This window comes from Aeromicrobium sp. YIM 150415 (genome assembly GCF_016918125.1).
Classification (GTDB): domain Bacteria; phylum Actinomycetota; class Actinomycetes; order Propionibacteriales; family Nocardioidaceae; genus Aeromicrobium; species Aeromicrobium piscarium.
Genome location: NZ_JAERWM010000018.1, coordinates 80050 through 106806 on the forward strand (window position 1 = coordinate 80050; position 26757 = coordinate 106806).

The 26757-nt window shown below is 69.1% G+C and carries 25 protein-coding genes; 10 read left to right on the plus strand and 15 right to left on the minus strand.

All coding sequences use genetic code 11. The features are described from left to right. Positions 1-9 precede the first annotated feature (9 nt). Positions 10-957 (minus strand): hypothetical protein, encoded by a 948-nt coding sequence (locus JL108_RS12155; protein WP_205198526.1) that lies wholly within the window; start codon positions 955-957, stop codon positions 10-12. 175 nt (positions 958-1132) lie between these two features. Continuing rightward, a complete protein-coding gene (locus JL108_RS12160) occupies positions 1133-1975 on the minus strand; it encodes an IclR family transcriptional regulator (RefSeq protein WP_205198527.1) in 843 nt (280 codons plus the stop codon). Between the two features lie 116 nt (positions 1976-2091). Between JL108_RS12160 and JL108_RS12165 the strand changes: the two genes are divergently transcribed. Next, complete coding sequence (locus JL108_RS12165; protein ID WP_205198528.1) at positions 2092-2763, plus strand: TetR/AcrR family transcriptional regulator; 672 nt, start codon at positions 2092-2094, stop codon at positions 2761-2763. A 37-nt stretch (positions 2764-2800) separates the two neighbouring features. Here the strand turns inward: JL108_RS12165 and cofE are convergent, their stop codons facing one another. From cofE to JL108_RS12195, 6 genes are all read right to left on the minus strand, one after another. Then, entirely contained in the window at positions 2801-3739 is a 939-nt protein-coding gene (gene cofE, locus JL108_RS12170) for a coenzyme F420-0:L-glutamate ligase (protein WP_205198529.1), read from the minus strand. A gap of 1 nt (position 3740) precedes the next feature. Continuing rightward, a complete protein-coding gene (gene cofD / locus JL108_RS12175; RefSeq protein ID WP_205198530.1) occupies positions 3741-4718 on the minus strand; it encodes a 2-phospho-L-lactate transferase in 978 nt (325 codons plus the stop codon). Between the two features lie 17 nt (positions 4719-4735). Next, a complete protein-coding gene (locus tag JL108_RS12180; RefSeq protein WP_205198531.1) occupies positions 4736-5566 on the minus strand; it encodes an SDR family NAD(P)-dependent oxidoreductase in 831 nt (276 codons plus the stop codon). Next, entirely contained in the window at positions 5563-6396 is an 834-nt protein-coding gene (locus tag JL108_RS12185; RefSeq protein ID WP_205198532.1) for an SDR family NAD(P)-dependent oxidoreductase, read from the minus strand. Before JL108_RS12185 ends, JL108_RS12180 begins: the two co-directional genes overlap by 4 nt. 315 nt (positions 6397-6711) lie before the next feature. Next, positions 6712-7821 carry a nitronate monooxygenase family protein gene (locus JL108_RS12190; RefSeq protein ID WP_205198533.1) on the minus strand — a complete coding sequence of 370 codons (1110 nt, stop codon included), beginning with the start codon at positions 7819-7821 and terminating at the stop codon, positions 6712-6714. Next, entirely contained in the window at positions 7818-9857 is a 2040-nt protein-coding gene (locus tag JL108_RS12195; protein WP_205198534.1) for an acyl-CoA dehydrogenase family protein, read from the minus strand. Before JL108_RS12195 ends, JL108_RS12190 begins: the two co-directional genes overlap by 4 nt. Positions 9858-9909: 52 nt before the next feature. On the opposite strand from JL108_RS12195, the gene JL108_RS12200 reads away from it, so the two are divergent. After that, complete coding sequence (locus tag JL108_RS12200) at positions 9910-10512, plus strand: TetR/AcrR family transcriptional regulator (RefSeq protein ID WP_205198535.1); 603 nt, start codon at positions 9910-9912, stop codon at positions 10510-10512. 51 nt (positions 10513-10563) lie between these two features. On the opposite strand, the gene JL108_RS12205 is transcribed toward JL108_RS12200, so the two are convergent. The 3 genes from JL108_RS12205 to JL108_RS12215 form a co-directional block, all read right to left on the minus strand. After that, complete coding sequence (locus JL108_RS12205; protein ID WP_205198536.1) at positions 10564-11712, minus strand: ATP-binding protein; 1149 nt, start codon at positions 11710-11712, stop codon at positions 10564-10566. 169 nt (positions 11713-11881) lie between these two features. Then, positions 11882-12658 carry an SDR family NAD(P)-dependent oxidoreductase gene (locus JL108_RS12210; RefSeq protein ID WP_205198537.1) on the minus strand — a complete coding sequence of 259 codons (777 nt, stop codon included), beginning with the start codon at positions 12656-12658 and terminating at the stop codon, positions 11882-11884. Further along, positions 12651-14303 (minus strand): 4Fe-4S binding protein, encoded by a 1653-nt coding sequence (locus JL108_RS12215; RefSeq protein WP_205198538.1) that lies wholly within the window; start codon positions 14301-14303, stop codon positions 12651-12653. The genes JL108_RS12210 and JL108_RS12215 overlap by 8 nt, the downstream gene beginning before the upstream one ends. A gap of 72 nt (positions 14304-14375) precedes the next feature. Between JL108_RS12215 and JL108_RS12220 the strand changes: the two genes are divergently transcribed. The 5 genes from JL108_RS12220 to JL108_RS12240 all read left to right on the plus strand — a co-directional run bounded on the left by JL108_RS12220 (position 14376) and on the right by JL108_RS12240 (position 19484). Further along, positions 14376-14798 carry a universal stress protein gene (locus tag JL108_RS12220; protein ID WP_205198539.1) on the plus strand — a complete coding sequence of 141 codons (423 nt, stop codon included), beginning with the start codon at positions 14376-14378 and terminating at the stop codon, positions 14796-14798. Positions 14799-14864: 66 nt separating this feature from the next. Beyond that, on the plus strand, positions 14865-16487 hold the full coding sequence (locus tag JL108_RS12225) for an NAD(P)/FAD-dependent oxidoreductase (RefSeq protein ID WP_205198540.1): 1623 nt from the start codon (positions 14865-14867) through the stop codon (positions 16485-16487). Between the two features lie 12 nt (positions 16488-16499). Next, positions 16500-17708 (plus strand): CaiB/BaiF CoA-transferase family protein, encoded by a 1209-nt coding sequence (locus tag JL108_RS12230; protein ID WP_205198541.1) that lies wholly within the window; start codon positions 16500-16502, stop codon positions 17706-17708. After that, complete coding sequence (locus JL108_RS12235; protein WP_205198542.1) at positions 17692-18633, plus strand: alpha/beta hydrolase; 942 nt, start codon at positions 17692-17694, stop codon at positions 18631-18633. The genes JL108_RS12230 and JL108_RS12235 overlap by 17 nt, the downstream gene beginning before the upstream one ends. Before the next feature lie 122 nt (positions 18634-18755). Continuing rightward, positions 18756-19484 carry a FadR/GntR family transcriptional regulator gene (locus JL108_RS12240; protein WP_205198543.1) on the plus strand — a complete coding sequence of 243 codons (729 nt, stop codon included), beginning with the start codon at positions 18756-18758 and terminating at the stop codon, positions 19482-19484. A gap of 250 nt (positions 19485-19734) precedes the next feature. Here JL108_RS12240 and JL108_RS12245 read toward each other — a convergent pair whose 3' ends face one another. From JL108_RS12245 to JL108_RS12260, 4 genes are read right to left on the minus strand one after another with little or no spacing between them, the layout of a single operon-like run. Next, the gene (locus JL108_RS12245; protein ID WP_205198544.1) at positions 19735-20538 is read right to left on the minus strand and encodes an amidohydrolase family protein; all 804 of its coding nucleotides are present in this window, start codon (positions 20536-20538) and stop codon (positions 19735-19737) included. A 4-nt stretch (positions 20539-20542) separates the two neighbouring features. Next, the gene (locus JL108_RS12250; RefSeq protein WP_205198545.1) at positions 20543-21292 is read right to left on the minus strand and encodes an SDR family NAD(P)-dependent oxidoreductase; all 750 of its coding nucleotides are present in this window, start codon (positions 21290-21292) and stop codon (positions 20543-20545) included. A gap of 1 nt (position 21293) precedes the next feature. Next, positions 21294-22421, minus strand: coding sequence for an acyl-CoA dehydrogenase family protein (locus JL108_RS12255; protein ID WP_205198546.1), 1128 nt, complete (start codon positions 22419-22421; stop codon positions 21294-21296). 8 nt (positions 22422-22429) lie between these two features. Then, positions 22430-23581, minus strand: a complete 1152-nt coding sequence (locus tag JL108_RS12260; RefSeq protein ID WP_205198547.1) for an acyl-CoA dehydrogenase family protein — start codon at positions 23579-23581, stop codon at positions 22430-22432. 107 nt (positions 23582-23688) lie between these two features. On the opposite strand from JL108_RS12260, the gene JL108_RS12265 reads away from it, so the two are divergent. The 3 genes from JL108_RS12265 to JL108_RS12275 are packed head-to-tail and all read left to right on the plus strand — an operon-like array spanning position 23689 to position 26458. Beyond that, positions 23689-24885: an acetyl-CoA C-acyltransferase gene (locus JL108_RS12265; protein WP_205198548.1), complete on the plus strand. Its 1197-nt coding sequence runs from the start codon at positions 23689-23691 to the stop codon at positions 24883-24885. A 35-nt stretch (positions 24886-24920) separates the two neighbouring features. Further along, entirely contained in the window at positions 24921-25679 is a 759-nt protein-coding gene (locus JL108_RS12270) for an SDR family NAD(P)-dependent oxidoreductase (RefSeq protein ID WP_205198549.1), read from the plus strand. Beyond that, positions 25676-26458 (plus strand): crotonase/enoyl-CoA hydratase family protein, encoded by a 783-nt coding sequence (locus tag JL108_RS12275; RefSeq protein ID WP_205198550.1) that lies wholly within the window; start codon positions 25676-25678, stop codon positions 26456-26458. The genes JL108_RS12270 and JL108_RS12275 overlap by 4 nt, the downstream gene beginning before the upstream one ends. Positions 26459-26757: the final 299 nt, after the last annotated feature.

Sequence of the window (26757 nt, forward strand, 5' to 3'; positions counted from 1 at the left end):
GGTACCGGTTCAGGCGGGATCGTGCTGCGTGGGCTCGAAGGAGGCGACACCCATGCCGGTGAGCCATTCATCGATGGGTTCGTAGGCGAGGGTCCGTCCTCGGCCGGGGCCGACCGCGGTCGTCATCGCGATCCACGAGCGGATCTCCTGCGCCCCATTGCCCGCGACCTCCTCGAGCTTGTCGTTGGACCAGGAGAGGATCTCGCTGAGATCTCCGCGTTCGAGCTGCGCCAGGAAGTCGCGATCGAAGTCGGGATTGAGATCGGGCTCGGCCGCGCGGATAATCTCCCGCCGGCGGACCTCGAACTCCTTCCACTGGGTGCGGCCGTGCAGCCACGCCTCGACGAGGAAGCGATCGTCATCGGACAGAGTCTGCGACCAGTCGGGCCATGGCAGCCGATGGGAGAGTCCGCCCGAGGCGATGACGAGCACTCGCTTGTCCGCCTCGTCGCTGCGGGTGGCTGCCCCGATCGCGGCACCCAGCGCGGCGGCGCGCGGCAAACCGATGAGCGGCGGCGCGAACATGTTGATGATGACCGGGACGATCGGGATGTCGAGATCGGGGACGAGGTACTGCAGGCTGTGGGTGATGCCGTGGTCCACGGTGAGCCTCAGCGAGAAGGCGGGATCGAAGCCCTCGTCGACGAGGCCGTCGACGACTCGCTTGGCGAGTTCGCGATCCACCGGCAGCGGCCCTTCGGGGGTTCCGGCCTCACCGGCGCCGAGTACTTCGGCGACCCCGACGGTGATCGACGGCATCAGGTCGAGGAACAGGCCCCGGAAGTGATTGGAGCCGATCACCACGATCGCATCCGGCCGCAGCTCGGCCACCATCTCGCGCGCTCGGTCCAGCCCCTCCCGGAAGCGGTGGGGTCCTTGCAGGTGGTCGACCTCGGCCCAGTGGGTGTTCATCAACGTGCTGTGGGACGCGGCGATACCGCCGACGATCTGGCTCACGGATATGACTTCCTCTCGTGTCGCTGGCGGCGAGACACCGCACCGCCGCCGCGCTCGTCACGGGCATCCGTCCCGTCAACAGCGAGTTGTCGTCGTGGCGCACGCGGCCTCGGCATCCATCTCACGGCATCGCTCGCGACCGCGGAAGCGTCATCCCGCGCCGCGGGATGGGCGTCTAGCCGAAGGCATGTGCGCGGCGCGACGTGTCCACACGGTGCGGAAGCGTGCGGGCGGAGGCCGGCGCCAGTCGCTCGGCCTCCATGGGGGGCCGGAGTCGGCGCGCGAGACCCAGAGCGGCGGTCTTCACTGCCGCGGCCAGCGGTGGAACACGGTACTGCGTGACCGGAACCGAGACCGAGATGGCGGCCACGGCTTCGCCCCGCACGAGGACCGGCGCCGCGACACACGCCCGGCCTAGGGTGGCCTCCTCCCTCTCGAAGGCGAAGCCCGTGGCCCGGATCTCGGCCAGCTCCCGCCCGAGGGCGACCAGGTCGGTATTCGACTTGGGGGTGATGCGCCGCAGCGGACGGGCGAGGACGCTCTGGCGGACCTGCTCATTGCTGAAGGCCAGCAGCGCCTTGCCGACGCCGGTACAGGTGAGAGGCATCCGCCCGCCGATGCGCGACGGCAGACCCAGGTCGGAGTGACCGTGGATCTTCTCGACATAGACCACGTCGAGGCCGTCGCGCACCCCGAGATGCACGGTCTCCTGGGTACTCAGGAACAGGTCCTGCAGGAACGGCAGCGCCGTCTCTCGGAGGCCGCGGTTGATCGGCACCAGGCCGCTGAGTTCGAAGAGTCCGATGCCGAGCTCGTAGCCGTCCCCGTCGACAGCGATCAGCTGGTGCTCGATGAGCAGCCGCGCGAGCCGGTGGACGGTCGACTTCGGCATCCCGGTGCGCTCGACCAGGTCGTTGAGCCGAAGCTTCTGATCGCCGGCGCGGAATGCCTGGAGGATGCGCAGGCTCTTCTCCAGCATGTTGGCGCTGTCCCGTTCGACCGGCTGATTCCATGTCATGAGACGCTCTCTTTCTGCAAGAGTGGTGCACACGGTTCCCTGTGATCGACACAAGAACCACACACGGTACAATGTACGGACTCGGCGTACGGACGTCTAGAGGAAAGGCAGTGCAGGTGTCTCCCAACTCGACCGACGGCGCCCGGCTCACCCCGGAGACGATCGCCGCTCACGCGCTCGCCCTCGCCGACGAGGACGGGCTGGAGAAGCTCACCGTCCGCCGCCTGGCGTCTCGCATCGGGATCGGCACCATGACCTTCTACGGGTACTTCCGCTCGAAGGAGGAGATCCTCGACGCGATGGCCGATCTCGCGCTCGGGTCCCTCGTCCTGCCCGACCGCAGCACGAACGAGACGCCGTCCGAGGCGATCGTGTCGATGGCGAACGCCTTCCGCCAGCTCCTGCACGACCATCCGGCCGTCGCGCAGATCCTCGTCACGCGCGTCACCGAGAGCCCGCAGGCCCGTCGAGGAGCGATGGAGGCCGTCATCGACCGGCTCATCGCCAGCGGCATCCCCGGCCCGCTCGCCGTCCAGTGCTATGGGTTCATCATCATCTACACGCTCGGCTTCGAGAGCTACCAAGCGCCGAGGAACTGGGCCGGCGACGATGCCGAGAGCGACGAGCGACGACGCCAGCAGAGCCATCGCTTCGCTGCCCTGCCGATGGACGAGTTCCCCCGATTGATCGCCCTACGCGACTCCATCATCGACCTTCCGGCGGACTCGCAGTTCGAGTTCGGGCTTCAGTGTCTGTGCGCGCAGGTCGAGAGCTTGCTGGCCGGATAGCCGCAGCGAGGAGTCCGTCGCCGAAGCGATCCGCGACTCAGTCCCCCGAATCTGCCGAGACGAGGATCTCGACGTCGAGCCCATAGGCGAAGGCCACAGCCCGCACCCGCTCGGCGGTCGCCCCCGCTTCGATATCGTCGTCACCACGCTCGATCAGCACCCTGCTGCCGTCGCGGCGACAGGGCACCGACGCCGCTGCGAGGACCTCATCGAGTCCCTCCCACTCGTCTGTGGAGTCGAGGAATCCCCGCCTCGACTCCCGCAGCGCCGCGGAGAGCACGGCTTCGCGGCTGCCGAGGCCGAAGAGATCCTGGCCCTCGTCGCGCACGAGGGCGGCGGCGCCCGGTCCGTCATCGGCGGAGAGCAGCGAGGCATCGAGACCCCGGACGACCACGAAGGGACGGCCACCGAGCTTGCCCGATGCCAGTTCGGCGGCACCTGCGATCTCGTCGACGACGGCAGGGGCGGTGACCACGAGCGTATTGCCGTGGCCGTCGGTCTTCCCCGCGAAGGACGCGACCGGGACGACACCCGCACAGCCGATGGCCATGTCCGTCTGGCCGTTGCGCCATGACCGCCCCGCGGTGTCGGCGATCACGACACCCACGGTGACCCCGGCCAGCTCCACGATGCGGGCGCGCAACCGTCGCGCATCACCGTCAGGGTCGCGGGGCAAGGGGATGACATAGCCCTCCTCGACATTGGAGGCGTCGATTCCGGCGGCCGCCATCGTCAACCCGTGGTGGGTGCGGACGATCGATGTGCCGCCGCGGCGCGCCACCACCCGATCGGTCTCCTCGGCGAGCACCTCATCGCGGGATCGACGCGTGGCCAGTCCCGCGGCCTTGGCGACGATCTTGCTGGTCACGACCACGACATCGCCGTCGACGAGCTCGGTGGCCGCGGTGAGGAGTTCCGCAAGGTCATCACCGGGGGCGATCTCGCCGATACCGTCGACCGCGATCAACTCGACCATCTCAGCGCTCTCCCGCCAGGGGCCGGGCGAGCTCCAGCGCATCCTCGGCCAGCGCTCGGGTCGTGTCGTCATCGCTCATGTAGAGGGGGACGGCCCGCGCGGCGATGCCGGCGGACTCGATCCGCGACACCGTCCCCGCATCCGCGGTGTCGACGAGCCAGGCGTCGAGCACGCCACCTCCCGATCGGGCGCCGTGAAACTCGGCGACACCGGCGGCGCTCACCTCCAGACCGAGCCCGCCGAGCAGCTGATCGGCCATACCGCGCACGTGGCCACCGGCGATGATCGGGGAGACCCCGACCACCGGTGCCGCTGCCGTGCGCAGGAGCTCCCGCATGCCCGGCACGGCAAGGATCGGGGCGATGGAGACGATCGGATTCGAGGGCGCGACCACGATCACGTCGGCACCCTCTACGGCCTCGGCGACACCCGGAGCAGGGGCGGCCGACTCGATGCCCTCGTATCGCAGCGACCGGATCGGCACCTGGGCTCGATAGCGGATCCAGTACTCCTGGAAGTGCACGTCACTCTCACCCTCAGGCGTCTCGACGACCAGACGGGTGGCGACCTCGTCGTCGGTCATCGGAACGAGGCGGATACCCGGTCGCCACCGCTCGCACAGTTCGTCGGTCACCTGGGAGAGCGTGGCGCCGCGGCGCAGGCGGTCCGAGCGCACCAGATGGGTCGCCAGATCGCGATCGCCCAGGCCGAACCATGCCTCGGGCTCGCCATAGCGCTCCAGCTCCTCGCGGGCGTTCCAGGTCTCGTCCTGTCGTCCCCAGCGCCGCTCGGGGTCGATCCCGCCGCCGAGCGTGTACATCACCGAGTCGAGATCCGGGCAGACCCGAACGCCGAAGACCCAGAGGTCGTCGGCCGTGTTGACGATGGCGGTGATCTGGGCGTCCGGAAATGCCGCGCGCATCCCTTCGAGGAAGCGCGCTCCACCGACCCCGCCAGTGAGCACGACGATGTTCTGCATGAACACCAGTGTCGCGTTCAGTCGACCTCGACGTCGTCGCGGACCCCCCGCCACGCGGTCGTGCCGCCGTCGACGGGCAGGTTCGCACCAGTGATGAAGGACGCGGCGTCGCTCGCCAGGAAGCAGACGGCAGCGGCGATCTCCTCCACTTCGCCGAATCGCGGCAGCAGATGCGTGCCGTACATCGCCCGGGCGCGGGCGACCTTGTCGTCCGCGGCGTCCAGATGCGACTGGCTCATCGGCGTGCGGATCGATCCCGGCGAGAAGGCGTTGACCCGGACGTGCGGGGCCAGGCCCACGGCCGCCGTGCGGGTCAGCTGCAGGACGGCCGCCTTGCTCACCGAGTACGCGGTCATCGGCGATCCGTTCATGCCGGCGACGGAGGCGGCATTGACGACGGACGGACCCCGGGAGGATTCCATCAGATGGGGCGCGGCGGCCTTGATCGCGAGCCAGACGGCCTTGAGGTTGATGTCCATCACGGCGTCCCAGGCCGTCTCCTCGAGCTCATGGACGCGGACGCGATCGGGATCGGTGAACACGTGGTCGAGCACGCCCGCGTTGTTGACGAGGGTGTCCATGCCGCCGGCCTGCCGGGCGAAGTCGTCGACCATCGCGGTGACCTGTGCGCCCCGCGCCAGATCCACCTCGAGCTCGGCGACCCGCGCGCCGATCGACTCGATCTCGACGGCGAGGGTGCGCAGACCCTCCACATCGCGGTCGGCGATCCCCACGTGGGCGGCTCCCTGGCGCGCCGCCTCCAGCGCGATCTCGCGTCCCATCCCCTGGGCGGCGCCGGTGATGAGGATGCGCTTGTCGTCGAGCATGTCGTGTCCCTTCGAGGTCATGAGGTGCGTCCGCCTTCGAGCAGAGCGCCGCGGCCGGCGTGCGTCGGCTGAGCGAAGGCCGCCGATCCCGAGGCATGCGTGTAGCCGGCGTCGACGAACATCTCGCTGCCGGTCATGTAGCGCGCGTCGTCACTGGCGAGGAAGGCCATCGCCCCGGCGATGTCCTCAGGCTGGCCGGCGCGGTCGAGCATGGCCGATGACGTCATCGCCTCGGTGGTCTGCTCGAGGGCCTGGGCATCGCCGACGATCGCCGAGGCGGTCATGGGTGAGACCACCGCGCCGGGCACGACGGTGTTCACACGGATGCCGAAGGGCCGCAGCTCGGCCGCGACGGAACGGACCAGGCCGATGACACCCGCCTTGGTGGCGCTGTAGACGTGAGGGCCCGCTCCTCCGACGATCCCGCCGGGGCTGGCGGTGACGATGATGCTGCCGGAGCGCCGGGGCTGCATGACGCGCGCGGCGTGCTTGAGGGAGAGGATGACGCCGCGCAGGTTCACCGCGATCGTCAGATCGACATCGGCCGTGCGCTGCTCGGCGATCGGGCCGATCGCGCCGAAGACGGCGGCATTGGCGACGAAGACGTCGAGTCGGCCGTGTCGTTCGACGACGGTGTCCACGAGACGGGCGATGCTGTCCTCGTCCGTGACATCGGTGACGACGAGCTCGGCGCGGTCACCGAGCCGGTCGACGAGTTCGCGAGCCGGCTCGGCCTGCACGTCCGCGATGACGACACGTGCGCCTTCCTCGACGAACCGGGCGACGGTGGCCGCGCCGATCCCGGTGGCGCCTCCGGTGACGACGACCACCGCTTCGTTCAGTCCGTGCATATATGGCCCCTCCTTAAATTCATGCTAACGATATACAGCAAAACGGTCCGCGGCTAGGCCGCGACCGATAAGCCTCCCATTCCGCCGAAAGCAAGGTCGGAATGTGGCCTCGCGGACGCCATCTTCCTCGTTCAGGAGTCCGTCCACTCTGTCGAGGAGGTCGCAGCTCAACGAAGAGCACGACGACGGGTCAGGCCGTCCGCACCTGGGTCCTCTGCGCGTTCCCGGCGAAGCAGACCCGCGAAGGCAATGACGTGGACCACACGGGGAGCTTCATCTGCGGGCAGTCGACGACTGAGTCAGGGGGCCGACCGATCAACGCCGGCCGCCGAGTCCTGCGATCGCCTCGACGCAGCCGGCGACCATGTCGTGGACGATCTGCCGCGTGGGTCGGATCTCGGTCATCCGGCCCACCACCTGACCGACGAAGAAGGAGGTCAGCTCGTCGACATCCCGCCCCTCCTCGGCGGCGGCCTCGATGAGCGCCCAGGCGTCCTTGGACAACAGCAGCTGCTGGTCCATCGGCAGGACCGGTGGCGTATCGGCGCTCGCCCAGGCGTCGTGCCAGGCCGACCTGAGCTGTCGGGCGGGCTTGCCCGTCCGCGCGGTAGAACGCACCGTGTCGCCGCTGCCGGCACGCAGCAGACGCCGCTTCACGGTCATCGGCGTGATGTCCTCCTCGCTCGCGAACCACACCGAACCGCACCAGGCCCCGGCGGCGCCCAGAGCAAGACTCGCCCCCAGCTGTCGGCCGTCGGCGATCCCACCCGCCGCCAGCACCGGCACGTCTCCGGCGAGATCGACGATCTCCGGCGTCAGCACCATCGTGGCGATCGAGCCGGTGTGGCCGCCGGCCTCGGTGCCCTGGGCGACGAGCACGTCGACGCCGAGGTCGAGTTGCCGGTGGGCGTGCGTGGAGGAGCCGATGAGCGCGGCCACCAGCACGTCCTCGGCGTGCGCCCGCTCGATCAGACGTGCCGGGGCAGGGCCGAGCGCATTGGCCACGAGCGCCGGGCGATGGGCGAAGGTCACGTCGAGCAGCGCCTCGACGCCGCCGGCCGAGAGCGAGGTGGTCGTCGTGGCACCGTGTCCGAGCTCGCCGAGTCCGGGAGCGGCGATGCCGTACTCGGCCAGCAGCTCGCGCACGAATGCCACATGGGAGGCCGGCAGCGGGTGATCCGCCGATGCGGACATCGGCCCCGGAGGCACGAGCAGGTCCACCCCGAAGGGCGCTCCGCCGCACCGTTCCGCGATCCAGGTCAGGTGACGATCGAGCTCGTCGGGCCCGTACGGCGTGGCGGCGAGGACACCCAGGCCGCCCGCGGCGCTCACCTCCGCGACCACCCCGGGCGATCGGCTGAAACCGGCAAGGGGGAGATCGAGGCCTAGCATCGTCGTGAACCGCGTATCGATGATCGCGCTCATCGCGGCAGTCCCAGAGCTCGGGCGATGATGCCACGTTGGATGTCGTTGGTGCCGCCACCGATGACGTACATCGGCGCCAGGCGCAGCATCGCCTCATAGCGGCCGTCGAGGGCGGCCTCCGGTCCCAGTAGATCGAGGGCTACCCGGCCGAACTCCTCGGCGAGGTGACCGCTCAGCACCGCCGACACCGGCCCGAGGATCCGGGCGTCGTCACCATCCATCGCGCGGGTGGCCTCCACCACGAGGACGCGAGCCGCCTGGAGACGCGCGGCGACCGATCCGAGCCGGTCGAGCGCGACCGGATCGATGTCCAGGCGGGCTCGGAGATCGCGCAGGAGGGCGTCGAGATGTCCGAGAAGCGTCGCGGCGATGCCACCCATGAGCACCCGCTCGGCGGCCAGGGCGTCGGTGATGACCCTCCAGCCGCCGTTCACCTCGCCGACGCGCGCGGCATCGGGGACACGGACATCGTCGTAGAAGACCGAACAGGAGATCTCGCCGGACAGCGCCCGGTGCTGCTGCACGATGATGCCCGGAGTGTCCATCGGCACCAGGAGGATCGTGATGCCGGCGTGCCGCGGCTGCGCCTCCGGATCGGTCCGCACCGCCAGCCATACGTGCGAGGCGGTGTGGGCCCGCGTGGTCCACAGCTTCTGACCGCGGATCACCCAGTCATCGCCGTCGCGCACCGCACGAGTGCTGAGCGAGGCGAGGTCCGAGCCGGCATCGGGCTCGGAGTAGCCCAGGCAGAAGGCCATGCGCCCCTCCCGCAGCAGCGGCAGGAACTCCTGCTTCTGATCGGCGCTCCCGTGCCGCAGCAGCGAGTGGCCGATGAGCATCGTCGCGCTCATCGCCCGGTCGACAGGGCCACCGGCGTACTTCATCTCCTCGTTGAGGACGACCTGCTCCTCCAGGGAGGCTCCGCGGCCTCCGTGTTCGGCCGGCCAGGAGAGCGCGAAGAGACCCGCCGCCGCGGCAGCGGCGCGTACGCCCTCCGTATCGAAACCGTCATCGTGTCGGTGGGCATCGAGCAGGGCGCGCACCTCGGCACGCAGCAGTTCGGCGTCCTCGCCGAGGTCCAGCGGCGGCAGTGCGCCATCGTCGGCGAGGAGGAGCCGTTCGAGTCCGTGGGAGGGGGCGACGGCGCTTTCCATGGCCCGCAGCCGCGACACCTCGGCGTGGACGAAGCGGAACAGCCACGCGACCTCGTGCTCGTCGAAGTAGCCGATCGCGCCGAGGGTGTGCTGGGCGCCGGCGAGCACACTGATCGCGTGATCGCGGGCGTGCCGTGCGGCGAGGGCGCAGGCGAGCGGTGCCGGGCCGTCTGTCGCGGTGCGTGCGGCCTCGTCCACGAGGGCATCGTGGGCGAGCACGTCGATCTGCCCGGTGGCGATCCGTTGCTGCACGGCTCCGAAGGCACCGATGACCTTGCCGAACTGGCGGCGCGTGGTGGCGTGCTCGACGGCCAGGCGATGCGCCCGACGGCAGGCGCCGCCGAGACGCGCGGCGGACGCCAGCCGCAGCACGGCGATGCACTCCTCCATCAGCGGAGCGTCGACGTGGAGCTCCTCTGACAGGCCCGCCGTCAACCGGTGCCAGGCCGGCACGGCGAGTCCGGGAGCAGGGACCGACCGAGCGACGGGAACGAGCCACGCACGCGGCCCGGCGACATCGAGCTCGATGACGTGGGTCGCGTCGGTGGGCACGAGCGCATCGGTGGCCGAGCCGAGGCAGACGACGGGACGGACGAGGCCGGTTCCCACGGCCAGGCCCGGTGCTAGACGCGCCGCGACATAGGCGTCGGCGAGCGGAAGCGGGCATCCCCGCTCGCCGAGGACTCCCTCGGCGGCCGCGAGGTAGTCGACCGCCCCGGCGGAGCCGAGCTCGAACCATCCCTGCTGCACCGCGACGGCATGGAGCTTCTCCAGGTCCGCGGTCGGCGCTGCGGTGGCGGCGGGCCACACAGCGTCGAGCGCACCCCCTACCGACCGCGCGAAGTCACGTAGCTCGGGATTTCCTGATCGGCTATCGTTCATGAAATAGATACTGAACGATAGCCGTCAGGAATACAAACGGTACCCTCACGCTGTGGAGAGCACGTCACCGGGCCGCCCGCGCGACCCCGCCGTCGGCGAGCGGATCACCGCGGCCGCCGTGGAGGTCTTCGGCCGCCAGGGGTGGAGTGGCTTCAGCCTCGATGCGGTGGCACGGACAGCCGGGGTCGGGAAGGCCTCGATCTACCTGCGCTGGAGCGACAAGGAGTCGCTGCTGACCGATGCGATGGCGGCCGTGTTCGCCCCGATCGCCGATATCGACTCCGGCACGCTGCGTGGCGACCTCGAACAGCTCGCCACGCTCCTGCTGACCCTCTACGCCGACGGCGTGCGCGGAACGGCGGCGCGGCGCATCGTCGTCGAATCGGAGGTGACGGAGGCGGTGAGAGAGCGATGGGCGACCGTCCGGGCCGAGCAGATCGCCACCACGCGCGCGATCGTCCGGCGCGCGGTCGAGCGAGGTGAGCTGGCGACCGACGCCCCGGTCGCGCTCGTCCTCGACAGCCTGTGCGGCGCGGCGATGCTCCATCCCGTGGCGGTATCGGACGATCATCTGACCGAGGCCGCACTCACCCGCCATGCCGCCGCGATGGTCGACTTCGTGCTCGCCGGAGCCGCGGCCTACACCCGCCGTTGAGCCCGGCAGCGTTGAGAGCAACACGCAGGTTCCTGCGCGTTGCTCTGCCACTCACTCGCCGTGGCCCTCACCAGTGCCGAATGTCCGGGACGCCACGTGACTGCGCAGGTAGTCCCGCAGATACGGGAGCGTGAAGTCGACATAGCCGTGCTTCGTCGACACGATCAGTTCCGCAGCCAGGAGCTTGAGCCGGTATTGGCTGACGTAGTTCGCATCGACCCCAAGCCGGCGCGCGATGTCAGCCATCTTGCTCGGCCCGTCATCCTGAGCCATCGCCAGGAGGAACGAGCGAGTGATCGGCGACAGAGGGGCCAGCGCTGGTTCGTGGACCAGTTGCCCAACGCGCCGGATCGCGCCCCCGACGGCCTTATCGGCATCCTCCGGCGAGATCTCATCGCTGTCTGGAGTAGCAGCCCACATGCGAAACCCGATGAGCTGCACCAGAAAGGGATAGCCTTGGGTGCCATCGGCCGCGATCGTCAAGGCCTCGTCTCCGATCGTTCGGCCGGCCATCTCGACTGGCTCGCGCAGCGCTCGCCTCACGTCGCCAGGCGACACGCTTGTCATGCCGTACCGCTCAGCCCGGCGCATGAATGTCATGACCTCATCGCTGAGGACGTCATCGACCGACCCCGGGAGACCAGCACCAACGAATGCGACCTGGCGGCCGTCCCGGAAAGCATGCTGCACTGCCTGAGTGATAGCCCGTAGATCGTCACGGGCGGCCGTGTGGACTTCATCCAGAGAGATGACGACGCCAGAGCCAATGGGGGCGAGGTGGTCGGCGAGATCCTCGAGCTGGGACCGAAAGGTGGCAGTGGCCGGATAACGCTCAGTGAACTCCCTCGAAATCCCGAGACCGGTGCCGCTCACCTTGAGCTCCGCGCTCGTCGCACGCCACTCGGTGGAGCCACCAGCGTGCTTCGCCAGGAGACGTGGCAGGGTACTGCGAGCTATCTCCTCGGCGACTCCGGGGCGTGTCGTCTCGGACACCACGACCCAGTTCCGCCGTCTCGCCTGGTCCTCCAGCGCGTTGAGCATGACCGTCTTCCCGGCACCGCGCGCTCCGGTGAAGAGCATCGCCCGCGCCGGGTCGCCGGGGCCGCTGTCGAGGGCATCGCCGAAATCCTCGATCACTTCATCGCGACCGACGAGCACCGGCGGACTGACCCCGAAAGTAGGAGTGAACGGGTTCGCCATGATCAAACCACCGTTAGAAATCATTAGATTTATTAGATATGACGATACACGCTAGAGGTCGCTAGATCTATTAGATATCCGGCTCATGGTGACGAGTCAGAGCAAGCACAGCAACTCACCTTGATGACCTCGGCTCACGAGTTCCCCGGCGACAGGTCGCACGACGAGCTCAGCCGTAGTAGGACCGTCCCACGGATCCGGGGACCGCATCGCCGCCGTCGACGACCAGCGTCGCCCCGTTGATCCGATGTGCCCCGGAGAGGAAGTAGGCCGCCTCGGCGACATCCTCGCTCGTCGTGGGCACACCGGACGACGAACGAGAGGCCAACTGTTCGTAGGCCCGCTCCACGTCACCGGGCCCACTGCCGACGAGGCCGGCCGACAGCGAACTCACGGTGCCTCCGGGCGCTACGGCATTGACGGTGAGCCCATAGGGCGCGACCTCGACGGCCAGGGACTCCACGAGACCCTTCACCGCGTGCTTCGCGGCGGTGTACAGATGAGGTCCGAGTCCGCCGCGCACGCTCGCGACCGAGGCGGTCGCGACGAGGGCGCCGCGACCATGCGGCCGCATCAGCGCCGCCCCGTGCTTGAAGGCCAGGAACACGCTGGTGAACAGCAGATCCATCGTGGCGCGGGCGTCGCTCAGCTCAGTGTCCTCCACACGTCCCGTGACGCCGACCGCTCCGGCATTGGCGTAGACGGCGTCGACCGGGCCGAAGGCCGAGGCCGCCTCGAACAGCGCCACCGTGTCGCGCTCGCTGGTGGCATCGGCGGAGACGAAGCGCACCGCGGGACCGAGCTCACGCGCCAACAGCTCACCGTCGTCCGCCGCGAGATCGCCCAGGACGACACACCCGCCTGCGGCCACGACCCGCCGGGTGATCGCGGCGCCGATACCGCGCGCGCCTCCGGTCACCACCGCCACCTGAGTGGGTTCAGGCATCGCCGCGTCCGATCTGCACGAGATCCTTCACCCGGACGGTCTTGATCCTCGGACGGCCCTCAGGGCGACCGGCCGCGCGCTCGTGCCGGTCGATGCGCTTCCACGCCGCCGCGTCGAGCCGGTCGGGCACGAGTGACTCGAGGTCGTCCTCGGCGGCCAGTTCCCGGGGGATCGCCCCTTCGCGCACGTCGTGGAGCAATGCGGCGACCGTCTCCTGGGCGCACAGCTTGTTGGTGCCGATGACCCCGGAGGGCCCGCGCTTGATCCAGCCCACCACATAGGCGCGGCCGGCCCATTCGCCCGACGGGTCGACGACCTTGCCCTCGCTATTGGGCACGACGCCTCGCTCGGCGTCGAAGGGGAGCCCGGGCACCGGCTCGCCGAAGTAGCCGACGGAGCGCAGGACGAGCCCGCAATCGAGATCCTCCACCTCCCCCGTGGGATGTGCGGCCGTGCGTCCGCCCTCCTCGACCAACTCGTTGCGGCCGACACGCAGGCCGGTCACGCGGGAGTCGCCCAGCACTTCGGCGGGCGAGCTCAGGAAGCGCAGCGTGACCGTGCGATCGCCGGCCTCGGGCTCCGTGGCCGCCGCCTCATCGAGGACCTCGGCCTTCAGCCGGGCGATGTCATCGGCGGGCTCGCGGAGTGCACCCTCGGCACCCTCAACCCGCACGTGGATACCCCGGGTGGCCAGCAGCCCGAGCAGCTCCGGGGTGGTGAAAGCCGCCTCGGCCGGGCCGCGGCGTCCGAGGACCACCACCTCGCGGATCTTCGACGAACGCAGCGCCTCCAGCGCATGGTCGGCGATGTCCGAGCGCTCCAGCGTGGACAGATCTGCCGTCAGGACTCGCGAGACGTCGAGGGCCACATTGCCGTTGCCGACGATGACCGCCCGTTCACCGCTCAGATCGAACTCACGGTCGGCGGCATCGGGGTGCCCGTTGTACCAGGCGACGAAGTCGGTGGCGGCGTGGCTGCCGGGCAGGTCCTCGCCCTCGATCCCGAGCCGCCGATCGCGCACCGCACCGACCGCGTAGACGACGGCGTGATAGCGATCCTGGAGCTGCTCGAAGCTGATATCAGTGCCGATCTCGACGTTGAGGAACAGCCTGAATCCCGACCTCCGGAACAGCGAGCCGAACTGCTCGGCCACCACCTTGGTGTCCTGATGATCCGGGGCCACGCCGTACCGCACCAGGCCGAAGGGGACGGGCAGCCGCTCGAACATGTCGACGCTCACCTCCAGACCCCGTGTCTCCAGCAGCTCCTCGGCCACGTAGCACGCGGAAGGCCCCGAGCCGACGACCGCGACGCGCAGCGGCCCCTCCCAGTCACCGCTCCACTCACGCTTGCATGGTGCATTGGCGGTCTGCGGGTAGTCGGCATTCTCCGGATCGAGGTAGTAGCGCGCGTTGATCTGCTGATAGCGCTCCATCGACTCGGGGAGCTCGTAGTCCGGGGCGATCGCCGAGACCGGGCAGACATCCATGCAGGCCCCGCACTCGATGCAGACGTCCGGGTCGATGTACAGCATCTCCGCCGTGCGGTAGTCCGGCTCGTTCGGAGTCGGGTGGATGCAATTGACCGGGCAGACCGGCACGCACGAGGCGTCGTTGCAGCAACTCCGGGTGATCACGTAGGGCATTGAAGGAGACCTTCCTCACACCAAAGACTATTTGAGGTATACGATAGTCATAGATTTACCGAGGAGGAAGACATGGACCTGATCATCGTCGGCGTCGACGGCAGCGAGACCGCTCTCGCCGCGGCCCGGACCGCGGCCACGCTCGCCCATACGACGGGCGCGCGCCTGCACGTCATCTCCGCGACCCCGCGCGACACGGTGGACTACGAGGACGGCCAGCACCACGTCCAGGTCGATGTCGCGACCGAGGCCGAGCAGATCGCCCAGGAGGCCGCGACAGCCCTCCGCGAGATCACCCCTGACATCACCTCGGGCGCGGTCAAGGGCCGCCCGGCCGATGCGCTCGTGAGCGAGGCCGAGCGACTGGGAGCCGACCTCATCGTCGTCGGGAATCGGCGCGTGCAGAGCGCGGTGGCACGGGTGCTCGGCAGCATCGCCACAGCGGTCGCACACCACGCACCTTGCGATGTCTACATCGCCCACACGGGCCGCTGACACCCATGGTTGCCGTCACGTCGCGGTATCCGTAGTATTCATATGCATGTTTAGAGGAGGATGACCATGGCGACCACTCCCGACCGTACCGCCGTCCCCGGCGATCTCGACGTCCTCGTCGTCGGCGCCGGCTTCTCCGGCCTGTACAGCGTCTACCGCCTGCGCGAGCTCGGCTTCCGCGTACACGGTATCGATGCCGGCGAGGACGTCGGCGGCGTCTGGTACTGGAACCGCTACCCCGGCGCGCGGTGCGATATCGAGAGTGTCGACTACTGCTACTCCTTCTCCGACGAGCTCGTCCGCGAGTGGGACTGGACCGAGCGCTATCCCGCGCAGCCGGAGATCCTGCGCTACATCAACTTCGTCGCCGACAAGTTCGCGCTGCGCGAGGACTTCACCTTCGGCACCCGGGTCGACAGCGTCACCTGGGACGAGGAGGACCGCCGCTGGCACGTCACCACCGATCGCGGTGACGACATCACGGCCTCCCACGTCATCATGGCGACCGGGCAGCTCGCGGTGCCGCAATTACCCGACATCCCCGGCATCGAGGACTTCGAGGGTCGCACTCTGCACACCGGCGCCTGGCCCCACGAGGGCGTGGACGTCACGGACGAACGAGTCGGGGTCATCGGGACCGGCTCCTCGGGTGTGCAGGTCATCCCCCAGCTCGCCAAGCAGGCCGGGCACCTCACGGTGCTCCAGCGCACCGCGCACTTCGTGATGCCCGCGGAGAACCACCCGCTCGATCGGGAGTACGCCGAGGACCTGAAGACGCGCTTCGAGGAGTATCGCGAGATCGCCCGCCACCATCCCGGTGGCACGCACCGCAAGTTCGGCACCTCCTCCGCGCTCGAGGTATCCGATGAGGAACTGCGGGCGTCCTTCGACGCCTACTGGGACCGGGGCGGACCCGATGTCCTGGCCGCGTACACCGACCTGCGCACCGACGAGCGAGCCGCCGAACGGGTCGGCGAGCTGGTGCGCGAGAAGATCCGCGGCATCGTCCACGACCCGGCCACCGCCGAACGGCTCTGCCCGCGCGGCTATCCCTTCGGCTCCAAACGCCTGGTCCTCGAGATCGACTACTACACGACCTACAACCGCGACAATGTCGACCTCGTCGACGTCGGCGCCGATCCGATCGAGCGGATCGCGCCGAACGGAGTCGTCTTACGCAGCGGCACCGAGATCGAGCTCGACACCCTCGTCTTCGCCACGGGCTTCGACGCGCTGACCGGGGCGCTGTTCTCCGCCAATATCACCGGGGTCGGCGGCCTCACCCTGCCCGACGCGTGGAAGGACGGTCCGCGAACCTATCTCGGCGTCGCCACGCACGGGTTCCCGAACCTCTACTTCGTCGCGGGTGCGGGCAGTCCATCGGTCATCAGCAACGTGCTCATCTCCATCGAGCAGCACGTCGAGTGGATCACCGATCACATCGCCTGGCTCCGCGACCACGATCTCGACCGGTCCGAGGCGACCGAGGAGGCACAGGACGAGTGGACCCACCACGTCTACGAGACCGCCGCGCCGACCCTGTTCATGAAGGGCAATAGCTGGTATCTCGGTGCCAATGTCCCCGGAAAGCCGCGGGTCTTCTCGCTGTACCTCGGCGGAGTCGGACGCTATCGCGAGGTGTGCGATGACGTCGCCGCCCGCGACTACGCCGGCTTCGCGACCACCTGACAAGGAGCTCCCATGTCCGCCCCTACTTCCGCCGCACCCCTCGCCGGTGTGCGCGTCGTCGAGCTCGGATCGATGTACGCCGCCCCCACTACCGGGCGCATGCTGCGCGACTTCGGTGCCGAGGTCATCAAGGTCGAGGACCCGCGCCAGGGCGATTTCGCCCGCCAGTGGCAGCCCGCGCACGAGGGGATGGCGATCGGCTTCGCCCGGCTGAACTCCGGCAAGCGGTCGATCGGCATCGACCTGCGCGAGGATGCCGGCCGCGACATCGTTCGGGACCTGGTCCGCGAGGCCGATGTGCTCATCGAGAACTTCCGACCGGGACGGCTCGAGGAGTGGGGCATGTCCTACGCCGAGCTGAGCGCCGACCACCCGGGACTCGTGATGACGCGGGTCAGCGGCTTCGGGCAGACCGGCCCCTACCGCCAGCGACCAGGTTTCGGCACGGTGGCCGAGACGGCGAGCGGCTTCGCCTTCCTCAACGGATGGCCCGAGACTCCGCCCACGGCACCGCCCTTCGGGTTCGCCGACTCGATCGCGGGCATCTCGGCGGCCTTCGGCACGACGATGGCGCTGTTCCGCCGGGAGATGTCCGGGGGCATCGGCTCGGAGGTCGACGTCGCCCTGTACGAGCCGCTCATGTTCATCCTCGGCGATGCGGTGCTCAACTACACCGCCAGCGGAACGATCATGGAGCGCCACGGCAATGCCTCGGGCGCCGCGTCACCGCGCGGCATCTACCAGGCCGCCGACGACGGCTGGCTCTCCATCGCCGCCTCGAACCAGGCGATCGCCATGCGGCTGTTCGAGGCGATGGGCCGGCCGGAGCTGCAGACCGACGAGCGCTACGCCACCAATACGGCCCGGATGGCCAACAACACCTCATTGCAGACGATCGTCAGCGACTGGGTACGCTCGCGCGATCGCGACGAAGTGCTGAAGATCCTCGACGATCACGAGGTCGTCGCGGCGGCGGTCAACGACTCGAGGGACATCAGCGAGGACCCGCACTTCCTCGAACGCACACTGCAGCACCTCAGCGACACCGTTCTCGGTCCGGCGCTCGTGCCCGGCCCTGTGCTGCATGTCGCCGGATACGACGGACCGCAATACGACGGCGTGCCGGCCGTCGGCGAGCACACGGCCGACATCCTGCGGTCGCTCGGCTACGACGACGACCGCTTGCACGACCTCACCGAGCGCCATGTCATCTCGGAGTGAGACCCTCGACCCCGATCTCGCGGCCCTCCGCGATCAGGTCCGGGCCGCCGGCGCCGCGCCGCTGGTCGCGCTGACCCCCGACGAAGCACGCGAGCGGGTCAGCGGGGGTGACGTGGCGTGCGACGGCGGCCCGGTCGTGCGCGAGGTCGAGGACCTCTCGATCGGCGACGCTCCAGGGGTGCGGATCCGGTCCTATGACAATGGCGCGTCGCACTCGACCCTGGTGTACGCCCACGGGGGCGGCTGGGTCACCGGGGATCTGCAGTACGCGGACGAGCTCTGCCGGCATCTCGCCGCGACGGCGTCGCTTCGGGTGGTGAGCGTCGACTACCGACTGGCGCCGGAGCATCCTTTCCCTGCCGCTGTCGACGACATCGATGCGGCGGTCGAGTGGGCGATGGCGCTGGCCAATGGCGATCCGGTCTTCGTGGGCGGCGACAGCGCCGGCGGCAATCTCGCTGCGACGGCGGCGCAGCGACATCCGGGCATCGCGGGGCTCGTCGCGATCTATCCGGTCGTCGACCACGATCCCACGCGCCCGTCCTATCGCCATCACGCGCAGGGCTTCCCGATCGGCGCCTCTGACATGGCCTGGTTCTTCGATCACTACGCACCGCCGGAGGCCCGGACCGACCCCCGGATCAGTCCGCTGCGGGCCATCCGCAACGACCACCCGTCGACCTATCTGCTCACCGCCGGACACGACCCGCTCTGCGACGAGGGCTTCGCCTACGCCGAGGTGCTCACCGAACGTGGCGTCCTCGTGGAGCACCGGCACGAGCCCACCCTGTGTCACGGGTTCCTCCGCTCCTCGCGGATCTCGTCGGGTGTGCGCGCCGCCCGGGACCGGCTGGTCGCGGACATCGCGAGGTTCGTCGCCCTCGACCGGTCACCGTCGGCGGCCGATCCGCAGTCCCCTGCATGATTCCGTGTTCCTCGAGCGACGAATAGTTCGCCTCCAGAGCGGATTGATGCATATGATTCGATGAGCGACCAGCCGTCGGCAGTTCGATATCAGGGTCCAACGGAGGAAGAACACTAGTGTCTGTGGCCAACTCACGACCGCCCAAGACGGCGATGCTGCTCGCGCAGCAGATCGTGGCGGATATCAATCGGCGCGGCAACCGCGTCGGCGACCGCCTGCCTCCGGAGCGTCTGATGCTCGAGGAGTACAACGTCGGACGCGGCACGCTCCGCGAGTCCTTACGTTTCCTGGAGCTCCAGGGAGTCATCCGCCTGCGTCCCGGCCCTGGCGGCGGGCCGGTCGTCCAGCAGCCCGACTCCACGGCCCTGGCCACGTCCCTGACCCTGCTGCTGCAGTTCGAGAATGCGCCGTTCCGCACCATCGCCGAGTCGCGAGTGGGCCTGGAGCCGATCATGGCGCGACTGGCGGCCGAGCGCATGAGCGAGGAACAGCTCGCCGATCTCAAGGCGAGTGTCGACACCATGAAGCTCCATCTCGGAGACCAGCGGGTGTTCTTGGAGGAGAACAAGCGTTTCCACGATGTGATCGCCCACGGCTCGGGCAATGCGATGTTCGGCTATCTCGTCGATGCTCTGCTCGACATCCTGGACGGATCCGCCATCGGCATCGACTATCCCGAGGTGCGCCGCGAGGCCGTCCAGGACGCGCACGCGCAGATCTACGAGGCGATCGCCGCGCGCGACCCGCTGGCGGCCACCGAGGCGATGACCGATCACATCGACCAGTACATGCGCTACGCCGAACGCAAGTTCCCCGATGTGCTCAACGAGCCCATCACCTGGGCCCACTGACCCCAGCGCCCCCGCTCCAGCAGCTCCGCGGCCACCGCGAGCACAGCGAGCTTGTGCCGTATCGCGATCACCTCAACCTGGTGTGGTCTCGATACGCTCAGTCGCTAGCGCTCCCTCGCACTCGACCACCGAGGGCCGGGAGCCGCAACTCGGTGATCGAGTGCGACCGCGAGCTCTGCGAGCACGTCGCGATGGAGCCGTGGCACAAGGGAGATAGCCTCCACGGAGCGCGATCACCGAGGGGCGGGACTCAGCGGCGCCAGGGAGAGGGGATGTCGAGCATGCGCGCCATCGTGCCGCCGAGCACGAGCTTGACCTCGTCATCGCTCAGACCCAGCGCCTCGATGGCCGCGATCTCCTCCACGGGACTCGTCATCGGCCAGTCCGAGCCGAAGACGATGCGCTCGGCGCCGTGTCGTTGGATCAGCTGGCGGACGCGTTCGGGACGCAGCGTCGCCAGGCTCGGCGGCCACGAGGTCTCCAGGACGACATCAACCCCCTCGAGGATCTCGCGGGCGTCGTCGAACAGCTTGTAGCCGCCGAAGTGGCACGCCATCAGCCGCAGATCGGGGAACTGCCGGGCGATGTCGCGGATCATGCCGGGATTCGAGAGCGCGTTGGCCTCGACTGACCCGCCCTCGCCCACATGGGTGATGACGGCGATGTCGCTGCCGAAGGCCTCGAAGATCGACCACAGCCGCGGATCGTTCAGCGCATAGCGCTGGAACAACGGGTGGATCTTGACCGCGGTGATGCCGTGCCGGCGCAGACTCGCCAGGTTGTCCTCGACCGAGAGCTCGACGTGCACCGTGCCGAAGCCGAAGCGCTCCGGTGAGCGCAGCGCGGCGACGAACTCGTTGACCCGGTCGACGTGCCGGGCCTCGTTCGCGATGCCGAGACAGCACGATGCGTCGACGCCACTGCCGGACATGTCCTGCATGAGACCGTCGACAGTCCCGTCACCGCGGGCCACCAGGCCCGGCAGACGGTTGCCGCTGAGCGCGGCGTGGGCGATCTTGTCGGGCCAGACGTGGGTATGGGCGTCGATGATCATCGGATCACAGCTTTCCTGACTCTCCACCGTCGACGACGAAGATGCCGCCGGTGGTGAACGGCGATGCCGGCGAGACGAGCAGGGCCGCCAGCGGCACGAGCTCGCCCGGATCGGCCATCCGGCCGGCGGGGATCTTGGCGACTCGGCGAGCATGCAGGTCGGCCGACTCGGTGACGGCCTTCTGAGCCTCCGTGACGAAGGCACCCGGCGCTATGCAATTGACCTGGACGTTGTGCCGGGCCCACTCGGCCGCCAGCGCCTCGGTCATCCGGACGACGGCGCCCTTGGACGTCGAGTAACCGACGAGGTGGGGCTTGCCCCGCACACCGGTGGTCGAGGCGATGTTGACGATGCGGCCGCCGCCCTGCTCGATCATGTGACGGCCGGCCGCCTGGGCGAGCAGCATCGGCGCCACGACGTTGACGGCGAGGGCGTCCCTCCAGATCTGCGGGTCCTGGTCGACGAACCTGCCGGCCGGGGCGATGCCGGCATTGTTGATGAGTCCGTCGATCCGTCCGTGCCGGGCGATGACCTCGGGCACGACTGCGGCGACCGAGGCCTCGTCGCTCATATCGGCCTCGATCGTGCTGATCCGGCCGTGTCCCTGAGCGGCGACCTCCTCCAGGCTGCCCACGGAGCGCGCCGCGGCGATGACATGGGCCCCCTCTTCCGCTAGCGCTATCGCCATGGCCGCGCCGAGCCCTCGGCTCGCGCCGGTCACCAGGACGACGGTGTCGCGCAGTCCGAGCTCCATCTCAGCGTCCCTTCTTGACGAGACGTCGCGCCAGCGAGTCCAGCAGGACCTCCGTGGCGCCCTCGTAGACCCGGAGGGGCCGCGCATTGCGGTAGAGGCGTTCGATCGTGCTGCCGCGCACCAGGCCGAAGCGCCCCATGGTCTGCACGGATCGGTCGACGACGCGGCCAGCGGTCTCGGTCGCACTGACCTTGGCCATGGACGAGAAGTCCAGGTGACCCAGCGGGTCCTCGGTCGCCAGCGCCGCGGCCCGGTAGACGAAGGAGCGAGCCGCCTCGGTCTCGGTCCAGGAGAGCGCGAGCGACTGGGACACCGCACCGAGCTCGGCCAGCGGGCGCCCGAACTGCGAGCGCTCCTGAGCGTGCCGCACCGCTTCGTCGAGGGCCGCCTGAGCCAGGCCGACGCCCGAGGCGGCGACCGTGACCCGGAAGACCGCGAGCGTCTGCAGCATGAGCGAGAAGGCCTTCCCCGGCACGCCCAGACGATGAGTCGCGGGCACCCGCACCTGATCGAAGGCGAGCTCACCGAGGATGTGCGGAGCCATCAGGTCGGCCCCGGGCTCGATGCTCAGGCCCGCGCTGTCGGCCGGCACCAGCACCATCGAGTAGCCGTCGCCCTCACGCGCGAGGACACAATAGAAATCGGCGGCCCCGCCGTTGGTGATGAACGACTTGTGGCCGTCGATGACGACCTCGTCGCCGTCGGCGCTGAGCGTCGTGGTGACGGCGCGCAGATCCGATCCGACGTCCGGTTCGGTGAGCGCCAGGCCGGCGATGGCGTCCATGGTGGCCACCCGGGGCAGCCACTGATCCTTGAGCTCCTCCGAACCGCCGACCGACAGCGAATAGCTGCCGACCCCCTGCATCCCGAACAGCGAGTCCAGATGCGCCGAGGAGTACATCAGCGCCTCGCGCACCACGGCGATCGCCAGCGGATCGAGCCGTTCGCTCGCACCGCCATAGGCCGCCGGCACCACATGTCGCGCCAGTCCGCTCTCGCGCAGCTCGGCGAGCACGCCGGGATGCACCTGGGTGTACTCGTCGGCCTCGGCGGCGTACGGGGCGACCGCCTCGGCGACGGCGCGCGCACGCGCCTGGATGTCTCGATGCTCTTGTGTCAGGTCGAACATGGTCCTCCTCAGGCTCGCTGATCGAACTTGCGGCCCAACAGCTCGGAAACGATGCGGATGCGCTGCATCGCCGGCGTGCCGCCGGCGATCGCCCAGCCGTGGGCGTCACGGTGCAGCCGCTCGATGCCGTACTCCTCGGTGTAGCCGTTGCCACCATGCAACTGCATGGCGATATCGGTGACGCGCTTGGCCATCTCATTCGCCGTGCACTTGGCCAGCGAGACCTCATAGGAGTCCGGGAGCCCCACCCCCGCCGAGGCGGCGGCGCGATCCCGCAGAAGGCGTGCCGCCTCGACCTGCAGCGCCATGTCCGCCAAGAGCACCTGCACGCTCTGGAACTCCACGAGCGGCTTGCCGAACTGCTCGCGCTCCTGGACGTACTGCACCGTCTTGTCGAGGGCCGCCTGTCCGATCGCGATGCTCATGGTGGTGTTGCCGAGGCGCTCGACCGAGAAGACGCCGAAGAGCTTGGAGAAGTCGCCCGCGGGGACGACCGTGTTCTCGACCGGCACCCGGACATTGTCGAAGTAGATGTCGGCCGACGGGATGCCGCGGAAGCCCATGAGGCGCTCACCCGCGCCGAAGCTCAGGCCCGGGGTGCCCTTCTCGACCAGGACCGCACCGATGCCCTTCGAGCCCGGCGCATCCGAGAGGCGGCAGTAGACGAGATACTGATCGGCCTCGCCGCCGTTGGAGATCCAGCGCTTCGCACCGTTGATGATCAGATGATCACCCTCGGGCTTGGCGGCCGTGACCATGTCGGTGGCCGCCGAGCCGGCGTCCGGTTCGGAGATCGCGACCGCCATGGTCTTGGCGCCGCTGACGATATCGGGGAGCCAGCGTCGCTTCTGTTCCTCGGTGCCCAGATGCGAGATGACCTGCGCCGGGCCGGTGTTGGCCTCGAAGACCTGGAAGGCCGCCGGACGGCAGACCTTGCCGAACTCCTCGACGACGGCGAGCGCCTGTTCCAGCGGCGCCCCCGATCCGCCGTAGGCCTCGGGATGCGCGATGCCGAGAAATCCCAGCGCTCCCAGTTCCATGCGCTGCTCGCGTGTGATCGCCTTACGCTGCACGTCCAGCTCTTCTGCGATCGGCGCGTACCGCTCGCGTGCCACCTGCGCCGCGAGCGACCGGATCTCTGCCAGATCATCGTGAGCCACGACGACCACCTCCTCTAGTGGTAATGATTATCCTGATTTAGCCGACCCCGGTCAACCAGCAACCGGACGGCGTGACACACAGATGACTATCATGATAATAGTTAGCTATGTCACTCCAGCCCCGCGACATCGTGATCGTCGACGCCGTCCGCACCGCGAGCGGCAAGGGTCGCAACGGAGGTGGACTCGCCGAGGTGCACCCGGTCGACCTCCTGGCACAGACCTTCATCAAGCTCGCCGAGCGCACCCCCGAGCTCGATCCCGGCGAGGTCGACGATGTGCTCATCGGCTGCGTGTCGCAGGTCGGTGAGCAATCCGCGACCCCCGGCCGGATGGCCTGGCTCGGCGCCGGCTTCCCGGCGCACGTGCCCGCCACGACGATCGACCGCAAGTGCGGGTCGAGCCAGCAGGCAGTGCACTTCGCCGCCCAGGGCATCGCCGCCGGGTCCTACGACATCGCCATCGCCGGCGGCGTCGAGTCGATGAGTCGCGTGGTCATGGGGTCGGCGCGCATGGGTGCCGACCCGTACGGCGCGATGGTCGCCGAGCGCTACGCACCCGGCCTGGTCTCGCAGGGGGTCGCCGCCGATCTCGTGGCCGCGCGGTGGAAGCTCGACCGCGAGGACCTCGACCGCTATGCGGCCGAGTCGCATCGCCGCGCCGGAGTCGCCCTCGAGAGCGGCTCCTTCGCCCGCGAGACGATCGCGATCGACACCCGCTTCGGCGTATTCGACCGAGACGAAACCGTCCGTGCCGGGAGTACGGTCGAGAAGCTCGCGACACTGCGCAGCGTCTTCGGCACCGATGCGCTCGCGGAGCGCTTCCCCGAGGTCGGCTGGCACACCACTGCGGGCAACTCCTCCCAGATCACCGACGGCGCCAGCGCGCTGCTACTGATGAGCGCCGAACGGGCCGAGAGCCTGGGCCTGACGCCGCGAGCACGTCTGCACACCATGTCGGTCGTGGGCGACGATCCGCTGCTGATGCTCACCGCTCCCATCCCCGCGACCCATCGCGTCCTCGCCCGCTCGGGGCTCGCCCTCGACGCGATCGACCACATCGAGATCAACGAGGCCTTCGCCTCGGTGCCCCTCGCCTGGATGGCCGAGTTCGGCGACGCCGACCCCGCGCGGGTGAACCCCCGGGGCGGCGCGATCGCGCTCGGTCATCCGCTCGGGGCCTCCGGAGCGCGACTGATGACCACCATGCTGCACGCACTGGAGGATGACGGCGGCCGCTACGGGCTGCAGCTCATGTGCGAGGCCGGCGGCATGGCCAACGCCACCATCATCGAGCGCCTCTAGGCGCCCGACCCATCACGCGAGGAGAAGGGACGCCCATGGACATCGCCCACGGTTCGGCGGTCGTGACGGGAGGAGCATCCGGTCTCGGTGAAGCCACCGCCCGCGCTCTGGCCGCACGCGGCGCTCACGTCGTCATCGTCGATCTGAACGAGGACCTCGGACGTGTCGTCGCCGAGGAGATCGGCGGGACATTCGCGCTCGCCGATGTCACCGACACCACCGCCGTCGACGCCGCCCTCGACGCGGCCGAGGCTGCGGCCCCACTGCGGGCCGTCGTGCACTGCGCAGGCAAGGGCGGGACGGTCCGTGTGGTCGAACGCGACGGGCAGCCCGGCTCGCTGGAGACCTACGAGCAGCTGGTGCGACTCAACCTCGTGGGCAGCTTCAACGTGCTGCGACTGGCCGCCGCCCGCATGGCCCGCCTGGACCTCGTGGACGACGAACGCGGGGTCATCGTGCTCACCGCCTCGGTGGCCGCCTACGAGGGGCAGATCGGGCAGATCCCCTATGCCTCGGCGAAGGCCGGCGTGGTGGGCATGACGCTCGTCGCCGCCCGCGACCTGGCCAGCAAGGCGATCCGCGTCGCGACGATCGCGCCCGGCACCTTCGACACCCCGATCCTGGCGCGCTTCGGCCAGGAGGTGCGCGACAAGCTGGCGGCACAGACCCCGCACCCGCGTCGCCTCGGCCGGCCCGAGGAGTACGCCAGCACGGCCCTGCACATCATCGACAACGCGATGATCAACGGAGAGACGATTCGCCTGGACGGCGCGATCAGGATGGCCCCGAAATGACCGAGACCCCCATGACCGATCGCGAGCTTCTCGTCGAGGAGCGGGGACGTGTGCTCGTGCTGACGATGCACCGTCCCGAGTCGCGCAATGCGATGTCGATGGCGATGGCCTATCAGATCGCCGAGGCGCTCGAGGACTTCGACCGGCGCGACGATCTGAGCGTCGCGGTCATCACCGGCGGTGGCGGCACGTTCTGCGCGGGTATGGATCTCAAGGGCTTCGCGCGGGGCGAGCGACCGGTGGTCGAGGGACGGGGCTTCGCGGGCATCGTCAAGAGCCCGCCGCGCAAGCCGATCATCGCCGCCGTCGAGGGCTACGCGCTCGCGGGCGGATTCGAGATCGTGCTCTCGTGCGACCTCATCGTCGCCTCTAGCGAGGCCACCTTCGGGCTCCCCGAGGTCAAACGCGGGCTGACCGCCGCGGCGGGCGGACTGCTGCGCCTCCAGCACCGCGTCCCCTATCACCTCGCGATGGAGCTGGTGCTGACCGGACGGATGTGGCCGGCGCCGGAGGCCCACACGGCCGGACTGGTGAGCCGCCTCGCCGGCCCCGGAGAGGCGCTGGCCACGGCGCTCGAGCTCGCCGAACAGATCGCCCAGAACGCGCCGCTGGCGCTCGCCGCCTCCAAGCGCATCCTCGTGGAGTCCGTGGACTGGCCGCTGCCGGAGAAGTTCGACCGCCAGGAGGCGATCGTCAACCCGATCCGCGAATCCGCTGATGCGAAGGAGGGGGCTCGCGCCTTCGTGGAGAAGCGCGATCCCCAGTGGACCGGCCGCTGACCCGACCAGCACGGCGAACGCCCCCGAGCTCGAGCTCGGGGGCGTTCGACATCGCGGCACCCAACGCGCGGGGCGGTGAGCCATCACGCACTCCAGGCGACTGGGTGCGGGAAGACTCACCGCCCGAGGTGGTGCGCGCGACTCGGAGGTGAGCTATCACGTACCAGCCGCCGGCTGGTTCTAGTGGTCGAAGCAACGGGTGGTCAGGCTGCCTGGGTGAGGAGCCTGTTCAGCCGGGTGGCTGGGGTGTCGAGGTCAAGGGTAGGTCGGGGACGTGCGTTCAGGCTGTCCTGGGCGTT

Excerpts from the sequence above, each read along its gene's own strand:
- JL108_RS12195 (WP_205198534.1), bottom strand. The coding sequence starts at position 9,857 with ATGAACGATAGCCGATCAGGAAATCCCGAGCTACGTGACTTCGCGCGG.
- JL108_RS12275 (WP_205198550.1), top strand. The coding sequence starts at position 25,676 with ATGACCGAGACCCCCATGACCGATCGCGAGCTTCTCGTCGAGGAGCGG.
- JL108_RS12245 (WP_205198544.1), bottom strand. The coding sequence starts at position 20,538 with ATGATCATCGACGCCCATACCCACGTCTGGCCCGACAAGATCGCCCAC.
- JL108_RS12255 (WP_205198546.1), bottom strand. The coding sequence starts at position 22,421 with ATGTTCGACCTGACACAAGAGCATCGAGACATCCAGGCGCGTGCGCGC.
- JL108_RS12205 (WP_205198536.1), bottom strand. The coding sequence starts at position 11,712 with ATGGCGAACCCGTTCACTCCTACTTTCGGGGTCAGTCCGCCGGTGCTC.
- JL108_RS12230 (WP_205198541.1), top strand. The coding sequence starts at position 16,500 with ATGTCCGCCCCTACTTCCGCCGCACCCCTCGCCGGTGTGCGCGTCGTC.
- JL108_RS12160 (WP_205198527.1), bottom strand. The coding sequence starts at position 1,975 with ATGACATGGAATCAGCCGGTCGAACGGGACAGCGCCAACATGCTGGAG.
- cofD (WP_205198530.1), bottom strand. The coding sequence starts at position 4,718 with ATGCAGAACATCGTCGTGCTCACTGGCGGGGTCGGTGGAGCGCGCTTC.
- JL108_RS12210 (WP_205198537.1), bottom strand. The coding sequence starts at position 12,658 with ATGCCTGAACCCACTCAGGTGGCGGTGGTGACCGGAGGCGCGCGCGGT.
- JL108_RS12270 (WP_205198549.1), top strand. The coding sequence starts at position 24,921 with ATGGACATCGCCCACGGTTCGGCGGTCGTGACGGGAGGAGCATCCGGT.
- JL108_RS12180 (WP_205198531.1), bottom strand. The coding sequence starts at position 5,566 with ATGACCTCGAAGGGACACGACATGCTCGACGACAAGCGCATCCTCATC.
- JL108_RS12235 (WP_205198542.1), top strand. The coding sequence starts at position 17,692 with ATGTCATCTCGGAGTGAGACCCTCGACCCCGATCTCGCGGCCCTCCGC.
- JL108_RS12185 (WP_205198532.1), bottom strand. The coding sequence starts at position 6,396 with ATGCACGGACTGAACGAAGCGGTGGTCGTCGTCACCGGAGGCGCCACC.
- JL108_RS12265 (WP_205198548.1), top strand. The coding sequence starts at position 23,689 with ATGTCACTCCAGCCCCGCGACATCGTGATCGTCGACGCCGTCCGCACC.
- JL108_RS12215 (WP_205198538.1), bottom strand. The coding sequence starts at position 14,303 with ATGCCCTACGTGATCACCCGGAGTTGCTGCAACGACGCCTCGTGCGTG.
- JL108_RS12225 (WP_205198540.1), top strand. The coding sequence starts at position 14,865 with ATGGCGACCACTCCCGACCGTACCGCCGTCCCCGGCGATCTCGACGTC.
- cofE (WP_205198529.1), bottom strand. The coding sequence starts at position 3,739 with ATGGTCGAGTTGATCGCGGTCGACGGTATCGGCGAGATCGCCCCCGGT.
- JL108_RS12250 (WP_205198545.1), bottom strand. The coding sequence starts at position 21,292 with ATGGAGCTCGGACTGCGCGACACCGTCGTCCTGGTGACCGGCGCGAGC.
- JL108_RS12190 (WP_205198533.1), bottom strand. The coding sequence starts at position 7,821 with ATGAGCGCGATCATCGATACGCGGTTCACGACGATGCTAGGCCTCGAT.
- JL108_RS12220 (WP_205198539.1), top strand. The coding sequence starts at position 14,376 with ATGGACCTGATCATCGTCGGCGTCGACGGCAGCGAGACCGCTCTCGCC.